The organism is Flavobacterium chungbukense, assembly GCF_020805785.1.
In the GTDB taxonomy this organism is placed as follows: domain Bacteria; phylum Bacteroidota; class Bacteroidia; order Flavobacteriales; family Flavobacteriaceae; genus Flavobacterium; species Flavobacterium chungbukense.
On record NZ_JAJGZV010000003.1, the window covers coordinates 103,484 to 122,192 of the forward strand.

Annotated in this window: 15 protein-coding genes and 3 tRNA genes; 4 read left to right on the forward strand and 14 right to left on the reverse strand. The window is 33.8% G+C overall.

The window, feature by feature from the left end:
• Positions 1-203: 203 nt before the first annotated feature.
• The gene (locus tag LL966_RS10720; protein WP_229353074.1) at positions 204-1,592 is read right to left on the reverse strand and encodes a dipeptidase; all 1,389 of its coding nucleotides are present in this window, start codon (positions 1,590-1,592) and stop codon (positions 204-206) included.
• A gap of 109 nt (positions 1,593-1,701) precedes the next feature.
• Between LL966_RS10720 and LL966_RS10725 the strand changes: the two genes are divergently transcribed.
• Positions 1,702-1,783 (forward strand) — tRNA-Leu (locus LL966_RS10725).
• A gap of 95 nt (positions 1,784-1,878) precedes the next feature.
• Here the strand turns inward: LL966_RS10725 and LL966_RS10730 are convergent.
• The 3 genes from LL966_RS10730 to LL966_RS10740 all read right to left on the reverse strand — a co-directional run bounded on the left by LL966_RS10730 (position 1,879) and on the right by LL966_RS10740 (position 4,012).
• Positions 1,879-2,340, reverse strand: coding sequence for a hypothetical protein (locus LL966_RS10730; protein ID WP_229353075.1), 462 nt, complete (start codon positions 2,338-2,340; stop codon positions 1,879-1,881).
• The gene (locus tag LL966_RS10735) at positions 2,327-2,956 is read right to left on the reverse strand and encodes a Panacea domain-containing protein (protein ID WP_229353077.1); all 630 of its coding nucleotides are present in this window, start codon (positions 2,954-2,956) and stop codon (positions 2,327-2,329) included. The genes LL966_RS10730 and LL966_RS10735 overlap by 14 nt, the downstream gene beginning before the upstream one ends.
• A 483-nt stretch (positions 2,957-3,439) precedes the next feature.
• A complete protein-coding gene (locus LL966_RS10740) occupies positions 3,440-4,012 on the reverse strand; it encodes a helix-turn-helix domain-containing protein (protein WP_229353078.1) in 573 nt (190 codons plus the stop codon).
• Between the two features lie 411 nt (positions 4,013-4,423).
• On the opposite strand from LL966_RS10740, the gene LL966_RS10745 reads away from it, so the two are divergent.
• The 3 genes from LL966_RS10745 (at position 4,424) to LL966_RS10755 (ending at position 6,937) form a co-directional block, all read left to right on the forward strand.
• Positions 4,424-5,215, forward strand: coding sequence for a hypothetical protein (locus tag LL966_RS10745; protein ID WP_229353080.1), 792 nt, complete (start codon positions 4,424-4,426; stop codon positions 5,213-5,215).
• Between the two features lie 190 nt (positions 5,216-5,405).
• On the forward strand, positions 5,406-5,714 hold the full coding sequence (locus LL966_RS10750; RefSeq protein ID WP_229353082.1) for a hypothetical protein: 309 nt from the start codon (positions 5,406-5,408) through the stop codon (positions 5,712-5,714).
• 293 nt (positions 5,715-6,007) lie between these two features.
• Positions 6,008-6,937, forward strand: a complete 930-nt coding sequence (locus tag LL966_RS10755) for a WD40/YVTN/BNR-like repeat-containing protein (RefSeq protein ID WP_229353083.1) — start codon at positions 6,008-6,010, stop codon at positions 6,935-6,937.
• A 69-nt stretch (positions 6,938-7,006) separates the two neighbouring features.
• Here the strand turns inward: LL966_RS10755 and LL966_RS10760 are convergent, their stop codons facing one another.
• The 10 genes from LL966_RS10760 to LL966_RS10805 form a co-directional block, all read right to left on the reverse strand.
• Entirely contained in the window at positions 7,007-7,666 is a 660-nt protein-coding gene (locus tag LL966_RS10760) for an HAD family hydrolase (protein ID WP_229353085.1), read from the reverse strand.
• A gap of 323 nt (positions 7,667-7,989) precedes the next feature.
• Positions 7,990-9,573 carry an MFS transporter gene (locus LL966_RS10765; RefSeq protein ID WP_229353087.1) on the reverse strand — a complete coding sequence of 528 codons (1,584 nt, stop codon included), beginning with the start codon at positions 9,571-9,573 and terminating at the stop codon, positions 7,990-7,992.
• 1 nt (position 9,574) lies between these two features.
• On the reverse strand, positions 9,575-10,627 hold the full coding sequence (locus LL966_RS10770) for an HlyD family secretion protein (protein WP_229353088.1): 1,053 nt from the start codon (positions 10,625-10,627) through the stop codon (positions 9,575-9,577).
• Between the two features lie 236 nt (positions 10,628-10,863).
• Positions 10,864-12,168: a TolC family protein gene (locus LL966_RS10775; RefSeq protein WP_229353090.1), complete on the reverse strand. Its 1,305-nt coding sequence runs from the start codon at positions 12,166-12,168 to the stop codon at positions 10,864-10,866.
• A gap of 418 nt (positions 12,169-12,586) precedes the next feature.
• Positions 12,587-13,411, reverse strand: a complete 825-nt coding sequence (locus LL966_RS10780; RefSeq protein WP_229353091.1) for a helix-turn-helix transcriptional regulator — start codon at positions 13,409-13,411, stop codon at positions 12,587-12,589.
• A gap of 300 nt (positions 13,412-13,711) precedes the next feature.
• Positions 13,712-13,957 (reverse strand): GIY-YIG nuclease family protein, encoded by a 246-nt coding sequence (locus LL966_RS10785; RefSeq protein ID WP_229353092.1) that lies wholly within the window; start codon positions 13,955-13,957, stop codon positions 13,712-13,714.
• A gap of 64 nt (positions 13,958-14,021) precedes the next feature.
• Positions 14,022-14,095 (reverse strand) — tRNA-Asp (locus tag LL966_RS10790).
• Between the two features lie 707 nt (positions 14,096-14,802).
• Positions 14,803-14,876 (reverse strand) — tRNA-Asp (locus LL966_RS10795).
• Positions 14,877-14,962: 86 nt separating this feature from the next.
• Positions 14,963-15,889 (reverse strand): DUF58 domain-containing protein, encoded by a 927-nt coding sequence (locus tag LL966_RS10800; RefSeq protein ID WP_229353093.1) that lies wholly within the window; start codon positions 15,887-15,889, stop codon positions 14,963-14,965.
• Entirely contained in the window at positions 15,886-18,459 is a 2,574-nt protein-coding gene (locus LL966_RS10805) for a M1 family metallopeptidase (protein ID WP_229353094.1), read from the reverse strand. Before LL966_RS10805 ends, LL966_RS10800 begins: the two co-directional genes overlap by 4 nt.
• Between the last annotated feature and the right edge of the window lie 250 nt (positions 18,460-18,709).

Consider the following 18,709-nt stretch of genomic DNA (forward strand, 5'->3'; position numbering starts at 1 on the left):
TAAAAAATTAAATGTTTAAAATAAAAAAAAACCGCCCATTTCTGAACAGATTTATATTGTGAAGAATTTAACCGCAAAGATTTTCTAAGAGAAGCATATAAACGCAAAGTTCGCAAAGCTATAGGATCAAGCTTTGCGAACTTTTATAAATCTTGCTAAAAAATCTTAGCTCCCGATAGCTATCGGGATTGCGATTAAAAAAACTATTTAGAAAGTTCCACAAAATATTTGTAAAACAACGGAATAGTTTCAATTCCTTTTAAATAATTAAAGATTCCGAAATGTTCGTTTGGAGAGTGAATGGCATCAGAATCCAAACCAAATCCCATTAAAATCGTTTTGCTTTTTAATTCTTTTTCAAACAAAGCCACAATCGGAATACTTCCGCCAGAACGAACAGGAATTGCAGGAACTCCAAACGTTTCTGTATACGCTTTATTTGCCGCCTGATACCCAATACTGTCAATTGGCGTAACATAACCTTGACCACCGTGATGAGGCGTTACTTTTACCGTAACTCCAGCTGGAGCAATGCTTGTAAAATGTTTGGTAAAAAGCGCTGTAATCTCTTCCCATTCCTGATTTGGAACCAAACGCATTGAGATTTTTGCAAAAGCTTTGCTTGCAATAACCGTTTTAGCTCCTTCACCTGTATAACCGCCCCAGATTCCGTTTACGTCTAAAGTCGGACGGATGGAATTGCGTTCGTTGGTTACATATCCTTTTTCGCCGTAAACATCAGCAATGTTCAAAGCGTTTTTATATTTTTCTAAACTAAAAGGCGCTTTTGCCATTTCAGCTCTTTCTTCTGCAGATAATTCCTGAACTTTATCGTAGAATCCTGGAATCGTGATATGATTGTTTTCGTCATGAAGCGAAGCAATCATTTTTGCTAAAATATTAATCGGATTCGCCACTGCTCCACCGTATAAACCTGAATGCAAATCGCGGTTCGGACCTGTAACTTCTACTTCAACATAACTCAAACCTCTTAAACCTGTCGTGATCGACGGTTGTTGGTTAGAGATCATTCCTGTATCTGAAATCAAGATTACGTCATTTTTCAGTTTTTCCTGATTGCGTTCAACGAACCAAGCCAAACTTGCTGAACCTACTTCTTCTTCACCTTCAATCATGAATTTTACGTTACAAGGCAAATTATTGTTCTGCACCATATATTCTAACGCTTTTACGTGCATGTACATCTGACCTTTGTCGTCACACGCTCCACGCGCGAAGATGGCGCCTTCTGGGTGAATATCTGTAGTTTTTATAACGGGTTCAAAAGGTGGCGAAGTCCATAATTCTAATGGATCTGGCGGTTGTACGTCGTAGTGTCCGTAAACTAAAACCGTTGGAAGATTTGGGTCGATTATTTTTTCTCCATAAATAATTGGATAACCCGGAGTATCGCAAACTTCAACTAAATCACAGCCTGCTTTTGATAAACTTTCTTTTACAGCCTCTGCTGTGTCAATAACATCTTGAGAATATGCAGTGTCGGCACTTACCGACGGAATTTTTAATAATTCGATCAATTCGTTGATAAACCGATCTTTATGTTGTTGAACGTAGGACTTAATATTTTCCATTTAAATTATTTTTATAGAAAACCAAATGTACAAAAAAGAGAATTAAAAAAAATTTTGAAAAAAGTCTTTGATAATTGGAAACTATGCTTATCTTTGCACCCACAATTCCGCGGATATGGTGAAATTGGTAGACATGCCAGACTTAGGATCTGGTGCCGCAAGGCGTGTAGGTTCGAGTCCTATTATCCGCACTAAAAAAGCTTCTGAATATTTTTTCAGAAGCTTTTTTGTTTTACTTCTATTTACATTATTTAAATAAAAAAACTCCAGTTTTAACTAGAGTTTTCTATAATTTTATTCGGGACTTTCGCAAACTATCTGCTTGTTCAGAGGTTATAAAGATTGAGTTGAGCATACAATCAATAAGTTCTTTCAAAAATTTCTTGTTGACAACATCTTGTAGAATTACATTCTTTTCAGGATATTTTTGTAATGATTGCAAAGACTGCTTTCTTATATTATTGGTAAAAAATATAAAAGTATCTAATTCAAAAGAAAAACCGTTTTCACCAATAACTTCATCTTTTGAAATATAAAAGAATGTAAAATTATTTATTGCAGAACATCCTGTTTTTAACGGATTAAATCCCTGAGCTTGTTTTGTTGTCAAAGTATGAATTATAAAGGCAGAATCTTCGTTTCTGTTTAATACAATCATATATTTATCCCTTACACCATTTCCGTCTTGAAATTCATAATCTTCGATGCGTAATAGATGGCGTTCCTGAAAAGTATCATTTTTCGCCATAATCCGCTAAACGTTGTTGAAATTCTAGAGCTTCTTGCGCAGCTTTGTTTGCCAAAGACAAAATAGGATCATCTTGAATTAGTTCTGTAAATTCTATTGAGTAATTTGTTTTTCTTTGTCCTTTGGCAAAAAACTCTTCTAAATTATGTTGTTTTACAGTTTTATGCCATAAAGAGTTTTCTTCATGAAGATATTTTATTAAATCTTGAGCATTCCAGTTTCCAAATTTGAAAACAGTTATTTCAAGAAGATTTAATTCATATTGATTAAATATTTTATCGTTAAAATTAGTTTTAGGCTTTAAATATATTTCTTGCCTTCCTTCGTTATCAATAATATTTAGATCAATATATTCACCTACAGTTAGTTCGTTGCCTTGATAACAAATAATCTCATTTCTTTTAATTTCATTATAAATATCAACTGCTACAGGTCCCATTTCCCAAACTTTATAGTCAAGCCATGTAATAGGAGAACCTGTTTCTTTAATAGAAGTTTCATCTATAATGTAAAGCAATTTTAAAGCCTTTGTCATCGATAAATATTCAATATTTGATGACAAATAATTTAAAATATTACCAATTTTTTCGTTATTTATGCTTCTATACATTCCCATTCTGCAAAGATACAAAATATAATTAACTTCAAACAAATACTACTAAGCAACTAAATACTTACAAACCAAACAATTACTTGTGTAATTTATCGAAAAATAATTTTTAAAAGCAAAAAAACAATTTATTTTCTTACAAATAATGCAAAGCAAATTGCCAATACTAGTTGATATACAAGTGCGATTTCTCCTTACGTCGAAATGACAATACTTTGTAGTAATTATCTCTTTTATAACCTTAACGAAAGGAGTTTTTCCAGCAAAACCAACAGTTTGTACACCATAAAAAATTGCGGAAATCACTCTCAATTTTTGTCGGTTTACTTTTACTTTCTCCTTTCGTCGAGATGAAGATTTTATTTGTATTAATTAGCATCCAAATAAGGATCAAGCACTTCTGCCAATTTGTTCAGCCAATAAAATTATCCCCAATTTGAGGCAATTCATTTATTCTTTAATGAAGTTTAAAGATTGTCTTTTATATTTTTATTTCTCCGATTTAAACAAAACCTTTCCATAAAACAATACACCAAAATAGATTAAAATACAGGGAAAAATCCATGTTCTAAATCCAATACCAAGCGCACCACGAAAACCTTGTGCATATAGTAAAGTCGAAAGATATATTATCCAGCAAATTCCAAACTTAAAAATACGTTCAGTAGCATTCATATGCTGCGTATAATAAAAGATGGTAAAGGGCATAAAAAAACTCAAAAGAACTGCTCCAAATTTACTGTTCGCACTAGCTTCTATGGGTGTCACCATATAACTAAAAGTAAGTGTTACGGCAAGATTTAAAAGAATCAAAAAGATTGCATTGACAACGAAAGCTCCAATTTTATTATTTTCTGATACTTTATTTAAATCTTGTAATTCTGCTTTATCAATTTGAAGGACTTCGCAAATTAATTCCAGCGTTTTGTCTCGCGGTTCATTATTACTGTTTTCGATTCTTTGAATTGTCCTCAAATTAACTTTCGACAATTCTGCAAGTTCTTCTTGCGTAAAGCCTTTTTGCTTTCTCGTTTCACTAATTTTTTTTCCTATAAAACTCATGGTTCGTATTTTTAATTTTATCCCAAAATTATTTCGAAAAGCATTTTTTGATAACGGTTTTCTTACGGCATTTCTACGACATTTCATAATGTCGCTAATATATAATTAATTTTAATGCACGAGAATTGAACTATATAAAGTATTCCGAATACACGAACGATAACGAATTGGCGCTGAAAATCTCCGCGAGAAGCTCGACAAAGATTGGCGATTATCGTTGCGGAGTTACTTGTGGAGATTCTTCGTTCCTCAGAATGACAAACTGAATGGTTACGATGCAAAAAAAACAATTCAGAAATTTCTTTAAATATTTCGCTCTTAAATCTTTAAAAATCCTTATTTTTAAAATACCAAAAACCTAAATCTGCATATTTTATTTTGTTTTTAAATCTCTAAAACCATTTAGAACACATGAAGAAATACAGATTATTAGTCATTCTTTTAGGAATTATTGCCCTTTTTTATTTTGCAAGAGCAACTCGAAGCTTTACGGTTAAACAAGAAACTCGAACGCTTCAATCGGAACATTTTATCGTTTCTTACAGCGGAATTTATAAAAGCGAAGCCGAAAAAGTCAGTAAACATCTCGAAGACAATTATGCTACAATAAGAGAAAATCTAAAAGATGTAAAACACGACATCATAAAGGTTTTTATTTACGGTTCGCAATTTAAGTTTATGAATGCTACGGGTTTAAAAGAAAAAGCAAAAGGCACAAGTCGCGGTCCGAACGAATTTCATTTTATATATACCAATTGGTTTAATTCTATTTTTCCAGACGATCCATTAAAAACGGCTTTACATGAATTTACGCATTGTGTTCAATTGAACATTTTAATTGACAAAGCAAAAGACACGATTATTACCCAAGACAGACGAACTTTTGAAAAGGAATTCGATAAAAAATTTGCTGCCGAATATCCGCGCTGGCTCTGGGAATCGATTAGTATTTTTGAAGCTAAAGAAGTAAATACTTTAAGTGTAAAATACGCCAAAAGCAAAAATTTGACTTTAGAAGATTTAAACAAAAGCAATCAGATTTACAATATTGGTTACACAATTATAGAATATCTTACTCAAAAATGGGGAAAAGATATTTTACCAAAATTAATTGCTTCGTTTGGCAATATTCAGAAAACATTAAACGTTACTTCTGAAGAATTTGAGAAAGGCTGGATTGCTTTTTTGAATGAGAAGTATTGAAAGTTTTTCTATTTAGAAAACCTTGAATTTCGCAGATTTAACAAAAATGATGATTATGATTTCGAAAATGGATTTTTAATCTGTTAAGAACGACAATAATTTCTAGTTATTTGTTAAAGAAATATTAAAAAATCTTCGTAACTTCACGCAACCATCCTGATATTCAGATATCTAAAAAAAAAGAGGCGTTATGAAAAGATTTTTTTACTTTTTGATTCTGACTTTAGGAATTCTTGGTTGTACTTCTGACGATGATAAACCAACCAAAAATTTTAAATTCACCGCTCCGTACACCACAACTATAACTGTTGGCGGCGTGGTTGGCACGCGCGAACGAACTTTTAAAGTCGGAGAAACCTTTAAAGGTCTTGATGACGAAAAAGAAACCATAAGAATCAGAATCGCTGAACATTCTGAAATGAATGAAAATTGCCCAAATAGCTGGTGTTATCAAGAATTTTTAAATGTTCCTCGCGAGTATTTGAAGTTGGAAGAATAAAGAAAAAACTTCGGCTAAAGCCTTTTATTAAAGCCATAAAAGACCTCCAGCTAAAACAGGAGGCAATTCAACTAATTTGATTTTCATTCTTGTTTGTCATTTCGAGGAACGAGAAATCACACTAGAAATTCTGCAAAGTAAGACACCATTTTTTATAGATATACGAGTGTGATTTCTCGTTCCTCGAAATGACAATATCTTGCGACTACAGAATTTTACAAAAAGACACAAAAAACTTACTAAATTCACGCAACCATTTTGATATTCAAATATCTATATAAAAAAAGATACTTATGAAAAAAATGATTGGTTTCCTGTTTTTATCTTTAGTAATTCTCGGTTGCACTTCTGATGCAGATAATAGTGCAAATGCATTTGAGAAAATGAACACCAATACTACGCAAAGCTTAACTGATATTTCCTTTATCAATAAAAATCAAGGAATAATTTGCGGTTCTCTTGGTTTTTTGTCCAAAACAAATAACGGCGGAAAAACATGGGCACATTTAAATGTGGGAGATAACCAAACCTTTATGAGTGCTTTTATGGTAAATGCACAAAATTTCTATACCGCAAGACTTGACCTGTTCGCTACTTCAAATTCTGGTGCTACGTTTAAAAAAAATGAAAATCTTCCTGTTACTTTAACTATTTTTGCAATCAAATTTTTTAATCCTACCAAAGGATTACTAATAAGAAGTGGTTCTATTTTTAGATCTACCGATTCTGGAAATAATTGGACCGAAACCTATAAGCTTGCCAATTCAAGTAATTTAGAAATAACTTCAGATTTAGTTGCTTACGCTTACGGCGGATATACTTCTGACGCGGTAGATAATGGTCAAATTCTTAAAACAACTGACAGTGGTCAAACTTGGGTTACAACCTTAAATTCAGATTCAAATATTATTTCAGTTTCTTTTATTTCTGACAATATTGGCTATTATGTCAACAATAAAACGGAATTACACAAAACTATTAACGGCGCTACTACTTGGTCAAAAATAGTAACCTTGCCTGTTTATCCATCATCTGTTTGTTTTATTAATGAAAAGATAGGATACATTTCAACATACGAGGGGAAAATTTTAGAAACAAAAGACGCAGGCCTAAATTGGAAAATAGTTTATAACGAACCTGCCGAACGAATCTTTAAAATTATTACTAAAGATAATGCTGTATTTGCAATAGGAGACAACGGATTGTTTCTTAGAAAAAGATAAAAAACCTTTGTCAAAGTTTAAAACTTTGACAAAGGTCCGTAATATCGCTAGAAATCTAATTATTGGATTTTATCTCCCCAATAACTCAATTATCTTATCTACATTTACTTCGCTGTAATCATTAATATAAAAATCGCATGGCGGAAGTTCTTCTTTGGTATGCGTGCTCAAAACACCAACCACTTTCATTCCCGCATTTAATCCAGCTGTAACGCCAGAAAATGAATCTTCAAAAACCACACAATCAGATGGAGAAACACCTACACGTTCTGCTGATTTTAGATATACTTCGGGATTTGGTTTGTGGTAGGTAACGTCTTCACTAGACATCATCGAATCCATTTTTTCGTCCAATTTTAGGAAATTAGCAATCAGATCCAAGTTAGCACGGGGCGCCGATGTGGCAACTGCAGTTTTAAATCCACGAGATTTTAATTCATTTAAAAAATCCATATAATTCGGAATTGTTTCGACTTTGTCTTTGTAAATCTCGCGAAACATTCCTTCTTTTTCATCTTCCAGTTTTATCAATTCGTCTCCAGTAATTGGACGCTTGAAGAAATGCGTCATGATATAACTATTATGTTTTCCGTACATATGCTCTTCGAATTCTTCCTGCGTGTACGGAATTTTATATTTATTGAAAAATTCCTCAAAAGCGACTACATGATGCGGATTAGTGTGGCAAATCACACCATCCATATCAAAAATTACACATTGCTGGCTCATATTTTATTTGTTTTTTAACGGTTGCAAGATAACGTATAAAGCGGTCATTACACAGAGATTTACAAAGGTTTTTCCAGTAGATTCGCTAAGATTTTGTTTTTAATCTCGCAAAGACGCTAAGTCGCAAAAGTTTATTTCACGCAGATTTAGAAAGATTTAAGCAGATAGCGCAGATTATTTATTTCCAAAATGTTAAAAATTAAATCTGCTAAAATCTGCCGAATCTGCGTGAAATAAAATCCTTTTAATCTAAATAATCTATGGCTTTAAAATAAACCTTGCGACTTTTGGAATTTGGAATTTAAAAAATTGGAATTTGCTTTCTAGCCGATCCAAATCTTGCTTTTCACCAAAGTCATTGTTTGTCTTAAGTGCTGGTTACAAGCAATCAGAATAATCAAAACCACCAAACCGTAGCCAACGACTGTATAGATTTCCATATCAGCCAATAAAGTCGCTTGTTTACTAATGGTTCCAAAAACCTTTTTCATAGCCAGAACATTCGCATTATCTGCCGAATATCCTTTTGCTATAAAACCTTGTGCAGTTGAAGCGATAGTTTGCTGTGCTTCGGAATTTTCAGCTGTTACAAACTGACTTAATTTTAAAAAGTGTTTTTTGTTTAAAAATACCATTGCATTCTGCATCACGCAAAAACCAATTGTACTTCCCCAAAAACGTCCCGAAACCCCCACAATTCCAGAAGAAACAGCCATTTTGGACGGAACTGAAGATGTGGTAAATAAAATTAATGGAACAAATAAAAATCCGACACCAATTCCTTGTAAAATATAAGGAACAATAATATCACTCAATGCAACATCAGGCACAAAAAGAAAAGTAAACCAGAAATGAAAAATGGCAATCAGCGTAAAACCAATCATAAAAATGATTTTAGTAGAAACCGATTTCATCAGAAAAAAAGCGGCTAGAATAAGTCCGATTACATTTCCTAAACCGTTTAGATATTGCACGCCCGCAACACGTGACGGATCCCAATTCCAGATAGAAAACATCGCAGCATGGCATAAACTCAGCGTTGCTCTACTGATGTAAAAAAGGAAAAACAATAAAAATCCGATGCGCAGATTGGCATATTTTATTACTTCAAAATTAAAACTTGGTCTTTTTACCAGACGTTCTTTAAATATGAATAATCCGCCTGTTATTAGCGAAATTATTAACATTAAAACCATTTCTGAAGATTCGAACCAATATTTTTTTTCAGCATAAACAAAAAAATAGGCACCGCAAAGAATAGAAATTAAAACCAAAAAATAACTCATCCAGTCGATCTGATACAACGGAATCTTCTTTGTAATTCGGTGCCCTCTGAAAGTAACTAAGATTAAAAACACATTGAGAACCTGAAGCCCTCCCGATACATACAACATATATTTCCAGTCGTAATGATCTAGAAACCAAACGGCAATATTCATAATAAAGGGCGTGGACAACAACAACGAACCATAGTAAAATGAAAACCCGATGATAATGGCATTTTTAGAATTAAACTGCTCGATGAGCAACTGTCTGATCGTAATTACCGGAAGCGCCATCAGAATTCCCTCCGCAACTCTCATCAATAAAAAAACCGAAAAATTGGTTATATATGCCGATGTCACAATCGTAATTCCGATTAAGGAATAAACTGCCATCAGGTAATTTTTTGCAGGGAAAAAACTCGAAAATCGGCTTTCTATTAAAATGGTTGCCAGTAAAGTTCCGTACGTTACACACATCGCAAACTGCAAATCTTCGGGCTCAATATCCAGAAAACTTGCTGCGTACGTTACGTTTGACGTATAAACTCCTAATAAAATCATGGAATGCAATAAACAAACGAACAAAATAATAATGATCGCCCATTTTGGAACCCACGATTTAAATATACTTTTATCTTCCATTTTATTTGTGTGCAGCAACAACCGTAATGTTCATTCCTGCTCTTAAAAAATCGGTTTGTTTGTCTTGTTCTTTTAATTGGATTCGAACAGGAATTCTCTGTTCTATTTTCACGAAGTTTCCAGTCGCATTATCTGGAGGAAGCAAAGAAAATCTAGCACCACTCGCTGGAGATAAAGAAGCAATTGTTCCCGTAAAGGTTTTGTCGCTTACGGCATCTGCTTTTATTTCTACTTCTTGACCAACCGTTAAATACTGCAGTTGTGTTTCTTTAAAATTTGCGGTAATCCATTTTTCTTTACTAACAATAGAAAGCAAAGACTGCCCTTCTTTTACCAATTGTCCAGGCTGTAAAGTTCTTTTTCCAACCCAGCCGTCATAAGGCGCAGTAATAATGGTGTACGAAAGAAACAATGCTGCATTATCAGCAACAGCTTGCTTCGATGCAATATTCGTTTGCGTAGTCGGAACATTGGCTTCGGCAACAGAAGTACTTAAAGTCGCCGAATGAATTCTGTTTTTCATTTCTTGAAAATGCGCCTGTGCCGATTCGTAATCGGCGCGGACTTTTTCTAATTGCTGAGAAGTTGCCGCTTCGTCTTTTACCAAGGCTTTATACCTTTCATATTCTAATTTCGTTTTCCAAAGATTCGATTTTGCAGCTTCTAATTGCGATTCGTTAATTGCCGTTGCACTTGCTGTTGTAACTGCATTTTTTTGCGCCACAACGTTGTTTTGCTGCGCGTTTTGAACATCGGCAAGAGCCACATTCAATTTCGATTGATATTCTCTGTTATCAATGATCACCAAAGTATCGCCTTTATGTACAAACTGATTTTCCTCAAAACGAACTTCCTGAACGTAGCCCGTAATTCTCGACATAATTGGTGTTACATATTGCTCTATCTGAGCATCATTTGTTTCTTCGTGATTTCGGTTAAACACATAAAACCAAATCCCTAAAATAACTCCGCTTACTACAAGCACACTCGCAATTACTGTTATTAGTATATGAAACGTTCTATTTCTGCTAGTTTCATTTTTTATCTTAACCATATCTTTTTCTCTAATTCTTTTATCTATTTTCCCCAGGATTAAAATCCCGTGCTACAATATGAATCGTTCCTTCGGAACTGAAAATCTATATTCTTTATATTTCTTCCCCGGATTGAAATCCGGCGCTACAATATGAACCGTTCCTTCGGAACTCAAAATCAATCTATATTCTTTACTCTATTCTCTTGCTTCATGCCTCTTAATACAACTAACACATAACTCTTAACCTCTAACCTTTAACTCTGAGGCATAATTCCTGCTGTATGAAGCAACTCATAATGTTTAAGAATTGCATCCAATCGGGTAGAAATTTTATTGTATTTCGCTTGAAGCAAAGCATTATCAGCATCGACCATTTCGGTAATCAAAACCAATTGATTCAAGTATTTCAACTTCACGATTCGGTAATTTTCAGTTGCTAAATCCAAGGCTTTATCTACTACAACAAATTTTTCAAGGATTTCCTGATATTGCGTATGTTCTGCATACAGCTTATCTTGAATTTCGTCTTTTATAATTTCAGACTGCATTTCCTGCCATTTGATTTTAGTGTTTGCCTGATCCATCTTGGTTTTGTTTTTATACAAAGAAGAAAGATCAAAAGAAGCTTCAATTCCTACTTGCCCTAAAGTGTACAAATATGGGTTTGGCGGGAAGAATTTATAGTTTGGATAATAAAATCCATAATTCCCGAAAAAATGTACGCTTGGCAGGTAATTTGCTTTTACCATTTTCAATTCGGTCTTACTAATATCCAATTCTTGGCTTGCAACGCGCATTTCTTCATTCTGAAGCGCTTTAGTCATGTAAAAATCATACGGATCTAAACCGTTCATTTCGTCAAGACTACTTGTTGTATCAATTGCAATTTCTTCGTTTTCTGGAATCTGAATTAAAGTCTTCAGATCGTGAAGCGCTATTTTAATGTTTTTGGAGTTTGTAAGCGCATTCAATTCACGATCTGAGAGCTGTAATTCGGCACGTATAACCTCATTTTTAGTTACCGTTCCGTGTTTCTGAAGTGATTGGACTTCTTTCAATCGGCTTTTTTCTTCTTTGATGTTTTCTTCAAAAATCTTCTGAAGTTCCATCATTTTATAAATTGCCAGATAGTTGGCTACCACTTCCAGTTCAATATCATTTTCTGTTTTTTCCGATTTTATTTTTGCAATTTCGTTTTCCTGATTGGCAATTTTAATCGCGTTGTTGATTTTGTTTCCAACGTAAATTGGCATTTTAAAGGTAGAATTGACCTCGTAAATCTCAGGAATTGCTTTTGTAACTTCTTTTCCGTTCAAAAAACCATTTCCCTTAAATTCGGTAATATTGGTAATTCTAGAATACATGCCGTTTAATTCTACATCTGGCAATCTAAGTTCTTTTCTTTCTTTGATGTTTTGCTCAGCGAGCGTAATCTCAAGTTGAGATTTTAGGACTTTTTTATTGTTTTCCTTTGCCAGCTTCATTGCTTCTTGTAAAGAAACCGAATGAACTTCCTGAGCTTGTAAACTATTGAATGCTAATAGGATTAGAAATATCAATACGTTTTTGAGAAAACAATCTTCTTTAGAGTTTGTTGTTTTAAGGAACATGAATAAATAAATATTTTATGTTGCAAAGTTCCTTCATTTTTTCGATGGCTGATGATTATAAAAAGTCAATAACATATTCATTTCGGACAAATGTTAAAATTCCATTTTCCGAAAACGTTATATTAAAACACTGTAAAACAATTTATTACAAAATTTATTTGGATTGTGATTTTTCACGCAGATTTTAATAGATTTTAGCAGATGCACGCAGATTTTTCTTTTTACTCTCGCAGATTTGGCAGATCATGCAGATTATAAAGCATTTAAAAAAATCTCTCAAATCTGCGAGAATTTTTTTTTCGCACGGAATAAAAAGAATCTGCAAAATCAGCTAAAATCTATTAAAATCTGCGTGAAATAAAAATATCTATTTACCACGCTCCAAAATTTCTTCTCCATTTAAGTAATCAGAAGGTCTTTGTCCTAAAATTTTGAAAAATGTATTACTAAAAGTCGGAACACTATTATAACCAACTTCTTGAGCTACCTCTTTTACAGAAAGTTTCCTTTCTAACAAAAGTTCAATTGCTTTTAAAATTCTTCGAATGGTATAATACTGAATGAATGACATTTTGAGATCTTTTTGAAATAAACGATACAAAGAGCGTTCGCTGTAACCAAATTCATGCGCCACATCAGCAAACAGAATTGTTTCTCCAAGATTGTTTTCTACATGACGCAAAATTTTACCCAAACGTGCATCTTTTGGCTGTGGAAGCTCCAAAGGTAAATTAGTATGACAGATTTGAGGAAGAATCGCTTTTATCGCTTTTGCAATGGTAAAGTTTGGAGAACCTTTTTTCAAATCTCCATTCCACTGATTGGTAAAAAGCATCATCTGCAAGAGTAGATTATTGACAGGATAAATGCCTTCCTTTTTATAAAACTCACTTTCATCTTTTTCAACCGGAAAATAGAGATTTCGCATCATTACATGTTCCGATTTTGGTTCGATGCTGTGTTCCAATCCAGCCGGAATCCAAATAAAATGTCTTGCAGGCAAAAAATAAGATTTCGTTTCAGTTGTTACAAAAACCACATCGCCTTCCGCATATAACATTTGTGCTTTTTCATGTTTGTGCGTCGGAACAAGCAGTTCTCCCATTATATCATGATGGCAGTAAATGCTTTTTTTATCCGCATCTACTTTCTTGATGTAATATTTGTCTACTTTAAAAGTTCCTGGTTCCATAATATAAAGATAGAAAGAAATAAGTTTCAGATTCCATACAGTTTGTCATTCCGAGGAACGAGGAATCTCACGCGGGATTCAAGCACTGTTATGGAGTTTCTAGTGTGATTTCTCCTTCGTCGAAATGACAAATTAAATCGAGTAATAAAAACTTTGCGAACTTTGCAGTTAAAATACAAAAAACAAAAAAGCCTTTCTGTTAAGAAAGGCTTTTAACAACTTGGTCTCGTTCTTAAAAACGAGAGGACTCGAACCCGTCTCGTCCCTAGACGAGATGACAGTCGTGTATTTCAACCTTTATTATTTTTGATCCTTAATTAAAGCTTCGAGTGATTTTCTATTTAACTTTTTCAATCTCAATTCTTCAATCAAAGCTTCTTTTTTAGTTTCAAATACTTTCGAATAAACCAACTCCCAAGGTCCTTTATTCGAAGCATATCTGCTTCTATTTTCATTATGATACAATAACCTTTGAGTAATATCTTCACTAAACCCTTTGTAATAAACATCAAAAGTTTTAGAATAAATAATGTAAACGTAAAACATAAATCAAAACTTAATGGCAAAAAAAAATACCTATCATTACGATAGGTATTTTAAACAACTTAGGCGGTCTGGACGGGACTCGAACCCGCGACCCCATGCGTGACAGGCATGTATTCTAACCAACTGAACTACCAAACCCTGCGTTATTGCGAGTGCAAAAATACAACAGAATTTCGTTTCTGCAAGCGTTTTTACGAATAAAATTTGAGAATTTTTTAATTGGTTAAATTCCAATATTTTAAAAATCGGCTAGGAAATCAAAAAAGAAGAAGTTTCTTTCTTTTTAACGACAAAGGATGCAAAGCTTAAATAAACTTTGCCCCTTTAGAACGAAAACATTTATCATTCTTATTAAACATAGCCCGTGGTTTCAACCACGTGTACACAATGTAAATCAATACGTTTCCCGTGGTTGAAACCAAGGTCTATATTTTAATATATAAATGGAAAATCTTTGTGGACTTACTTGCGGAGATTCTTCGTCCCTCAGAATGACAAACTGTTCGTTGAAATCAGAATTACGCAAAAAAAATCGCAAAGCTTAAAATTGATTAAGCTTTGCGACTTTGCATTCTTTAAAAAATATCTTTGCTCCCGATAGCTATCGGGATTGCGTATCCCGAGGCTTCGGGATAGCGCTCTTTGCGGTAGAATTTCTTCGGATTTAAACAAAACAAAAGTGTTATAAATCAAAAAAGCCATCCACAAAAGTGGAAAGCTTTTCATTGGTCTAACTACTAAACCAGCTACGAGTTACAAAGTCGTAGCAAAACAACACAACTAATCTTAGATACCGTATTTGGGCAAAAAAGCCTTTCTGTTAAGAAAGGCTTCTCCCAATATTGCGGTCTGGACGGGACTCGAACCCGCGACCCCATGCGTGACAGGCATGTATTCTAACCAACTGAACTACCAAACCTCTGCGTTATTGCGGTTGCAAAGATATAACAGAATTTCGTTTCTGCAAGTGTTTTTATAAAAAAAATTAAAAATTTCTTTAAAAAATTATCCAAAGTTTTGTTTTTCAACCAAATATGTAGTCAATATTTTTTCAAAATTATCGCCAACATTTACCGGAACGTACTTAATTTGGTTCTTTGCGCAGGTTAAAGCCAGATTTTTAAAATACGCTTCTACCCTTTTTTCATATTCTTGTTTTACATTATCGGCAAAAATTGAAACTTCTTCTCCCGATTCTAAGTCGATAAATTTTCTTGGCGTATTATCAAAATCAAATTTCATTTCTGTTTGATTTTCAACAACATGAAATAAGACAACTTTGTGTTTATTGTGTTTAAGATGCTGTAAAGCGTTAAAAAGCTTTTCATCATCTTCCGTTTGAAACATATCTGTAAACAGAATAATCATCGAACGGCGGTGCATTTTCTCTGCTATCTGATGCAGGTACGTAATTGTATCGGTCGTTTTTTTGACTTTTGGCAGCACTAATAATTCTTCCAGTTTGTTCAAAAGCATTCTATGATGACGATCGCTTCCTTTTTCTGGAGCGTAATATTCATATTTATCTGAAAAGACACTCAAACCAACCGCATCGCGCTGTTTCTTCAAAATATTCATTAAAACTGCCGAAGCCAAAACCGCAAAACCAATCTTCTTTTCGTAAAAAGGCTGATTCGATTTCAATTCCGGGTAATGCATTGAAGACGAATTATCAACAATTAAATGACAGCGTAAGTTGGTCTCTTCCTCAAAACGTTTGGTATATAAACGATCGGTTTTAGCAAACAATTTCCAGTCGATATGTTTGGTGCTTTCGCCCGCATTATACACTTTATGTTCAGCAAATTCGGCTGAAAATCCATGAAAAGGACTCTTGTGCATTCCCGATATAAAACCTTCCACAACCTGATTCGCCAGCATTTCGAGATGCTGAAAACTGGAGACTTTCTCTATTTCCGATTCGATTTTCATTCGGTTTCTTTTTTTATGTTTTGCGCTTTATAAAGCAAATCTGTCGCCATAAACAATTTACGCTTCAAGATCGGACTAAAATTAGGGTTTTCTTTTAAGAATCGCTGTACCTCATCAAAAGCATATTTAGATGAATATTTCCCGATAGTATTATCAAGCCAATCTTTCGGAAAGAAAATATCTCCCGTACGCTGAATTTCGTCTACCAAATCTAGTGAAAATCTAATGTATTTCTGTGCATTTTCCTGACGAAGCGGATGATTTACATTTGCTAAACCTACGGAAACCCAAGATTCTTTCTCCCGATTGGCATCATCTTTTAAAGATTCTATAAAAGCATTTCGAACCGATTCGTCTTTTGATAAAGACGGAAGCAGGAATTCAAATCGTTTCTTTTTGTCAGGATTTGATATTGAAGTTCTTGTCTTTTCCAAAATTTCATCTGCTTTTTCATGTTTAAAAATAGCCAGATTCATTGCCATATTGGTATAATCGTCTTCGTTTAATTTCAATCCAGAAATAGAAACTTCCCTATTCCAAATCTTGTACAAACTTGCTTTTCCTGAATCTGAATAAGCAACTGAACTGAACAATCCGAATAAAGTCTTTTTGATATTTGCGGACAAATTAGCTTGCAAACGCTCATATAAAATACCTAAAAGCTGTTTTTGAACCTTATTTTGCTGTTCTTCAGTAAAAAATCTCCAATAAATTGTATTCAAATTTCCCGATACAATTCGTAGAACCAATTCGTTTTCTTCTGATTGAATTCCTTTTAAAAAGCAATTGAACGCTTTATCTGCCGAAACATTTCCGATCAATGTATTTTCAAAAAGATTACTATAACTCGCTGCTCTTGCCACTTCATCTTTTAAAGTTGAAATATACTCTAAATTATTTCCGTCAAGCGGAAAAACTCCGTATCCAAAACCATTATAATTGTAAACAACAGCAAGCGGTTTTGCAAGACCAGAAGCTTCTTTTACAGCTAGATTTTTGGCTGTAATGTTTGCTGTTAAAACCTTTATTTCGTTGGCATAAACAAGTCCAATTTGAAAAATCTGAGGCCATACATTATTAGATTTGTCTTCAGCTTGCTGCTGAATTTCGAATTTCTTGATTCGATTTTTAGCATCGTATTCGATTTTATCGGTAAAAATGGCTCTTCCCGATTTGTTCACCCAGACTTCGCTCCACTTTTTCATATCCAAAGGCGTTTCGGCATCTAGAATCTCTACAAGATTATTCCAATCGGCATTATCGTTGGCGTACTTCTGAATGTATTTTTGAATTCCCTTTTGAAACGGTTCCTTCCCCATCGACGCTTCTAACTGACGCATCATAATGGGTGCCTTATTGTAAATCATGGCGCCATAAAGCGATCCTGCATCTTTTAAATTTTCTAAATGCTGTCTGATCGGATGCGTGCCCAAAGATCGGTCTTCCGCGTAAGCGCTGGAATAATGCGCAGTGAAAAATTGCAGATTATGATTGACTTTCGGGAAAATCGGATTCATGATTTTGTCTGCCATAAAGTTGGCAAATACTTCTTTCATCCAAACGTCGTCAAACCATTTCATTGTAACCAAATCGCCAAACCACATGTGCGAAGTTTCGTGTGCGATGAGTTTTGCTCGGTTTAATTTTTCGCTGTCAGTTGCGCTGTTATCCAAAAACAAGGTCGATTCTCTGTATTGAATTGCACCAACATGTTCCATTCCGCCATACTGAAAAACTGGAATTGAGGCAAAATCCAATTTCTGAAATGGAAATTTATAATTGGTATATTTTTCTAAAAAGTCTAACGATTGCTGATGTAAACTGAAAATAGTATCGGTGCTGCTTTCTATTTTGTTTTTATCATTTTCACGATAAAGAAACGTCATTTCTAAACCTGGCTTTTTTGTAACACTATTAAATTTTCCAGCGACAAATGAAAACAAATACGTACTCATTTTATCAGATTCTCCAAAAGTATAAGACGTAAAATCACCTTTTTCAACTTTCTCTTTTACATCGGCTGCAGCCAAAACCGACCATTCTTTTGGCACAGAAAGACTTAATTTGTAAGTTGCCTTAATATCTGGCTGATCGAAACAAGGAAATAAAGTGCTTGCGCGGTCTGGAACTAATAATGTGTAGAGAAAATCGTCGTTTCTGTTTAAAGACAGATTTCCTGCAATAAAGGAAATTTCGATTGTATTTTTTCCTGAAATTAAACTTCCTGGTGGAATCGCAATATGTCCTTTTTCATGAACCATTGCGATTTGTTTTCCATTTGCTGAAACCGATTTTATGTTTTGAGATTTCTCTTTAAAATCAAGATAAACAGACTGACTTAAATCGGATAAAGTTAGAATTAACGCCAATTGAGCATTAATATTTTCACTTTTATGTTTCGGAATTTCGAATGAAAGATTATAAGTTACGTCTGAGATTTGGTGTTTTCTAAATTGAGCCAACTGCTCTGAAACACCATTTTCTACAATAAGATTTACTTTTGTTTTTGATTGGGAAAATCCGATTGTAATTGTCATTAAAAAGACAAGAAAGCTGTAGAAAATTTTCATTTTTGAGAGGATATAAGATTCGCTAAAATAACAAATACATTGATTTTTTACAAACAATTATCGCAACACCATTGCATTTAAAGATAAGATTTTTATATTTGCAACACTATTGCATTAATAATACCAAAAACCTCGTCTAGAAGTTATCTTTACGAATGAAAAAGAAATTTAAAATTATAAATCTCCTGATGCCCCTAATAGTATTGTTCGCAATACTGTTTCCGGCTGTCCATTCGTATGAGCATATTTT

Excerpts from the sequence above, each read along its gene's own strand:
- LL966_RS10720 (WP_229353074.1), bottom strand. The coding sequence starts at position 1,592 with ATGGAAAATATTAAGTCCTACGTTCAACAACATAAAGATCGGTTTATC.
- LL966_RS10730 (WP_229353075.1), bottom strand. The coding sequence starts at position 2,340 with ATGGCGAAAAATGATACTTTTCAGGAACGCCATCTATTACGCATCGAA.
- LL966_RS10735 (WP_229353077.1), bottom strand. The coding sequence starts at position 2,956 with ATGGGAATGTATAGAAGCATAAATAACGAAAAAATTGGTAATATTTTA.
- LL966_RS10740 (WP_229353078.1), bottom strand. The coding sequence starts at position 4,012 with ATGAGTTTTATAGGAAAAAAAATTAGTGAAACGAGAAAGCAAAAAGGC.
- LL966_RS10745 (WP_229353080.1), top strand. The coding sequence starts at position 4,424 with ATGAAGAAATACAGATTATTAGTCATTCTTTTAGGAATTATTGCCCTT.
- LL966_RS10750 (WP_229353082.1), top strand. The coding sequence starts at position 5,406 with ATGAAAAGATTTTTTTACTTTTTGATTCTGACTTTAGGAATTCTTGGT.
- LL966_RS10755 (WP_229353083.1), top strand. The coding sequence starts at position 6,008 with ATGAAAAAAATGATTGGTTTCCTGTTTTTATCTTTAGTAATTCTCGGT.
- LL966_RS10760 (WP_229353085.1), bottom strand. The coding sequence starts at position 7,666 with ATGAGCCAGCAATGTGTAATTTTTGATATGGATGGTGTGATTTGCCAC.
- LL966_RS10765 (WP_229353087.1), bottom strand. The coding sequence starts at position 9,573 with ATGGAAGATAAAAGTATATTTAAATCGTGGGTTCCAAAATGGGCGATC.
- LL966_RS10770 (WP_229353088.1), bottom strand. The coding sequence starts at position 10,627 with ATGGTTAAGATAAAAAATGAAACTAGCAGAAATAGAACGTTTCATATA.
- LL966_RS10780 (WP_229353091.1), bottom strand. The coding sequence starts at position 13,411 with ATGGAACCAGGAACTTTTAAAGTAGACAAATATTACATCAAGAAAGTA.
- LL966_RS10785 (WP_229353092.1), bottom strand. The coding sequence starts at position 13,957 with ATGTTTTACGTTTACATTATTTATTCTAAAACTTTTGATGTTTATTAC.
- LL966_RS10800 (WP_229353093.1), bottom strand. The coding sequence starts at position 15,889 with ATGAAAATCGAATCGGAAATAGAGAAAGTCTCCAGTTTTCAGCATCTC.
- LL966_RS10805 (WP_229353094.1), bottom strand. The coding sequence starts at position 18,459 with ATGAAAATTTTCTACAGCTTTCTTGTCTTTTTAATGACAATTACAATC.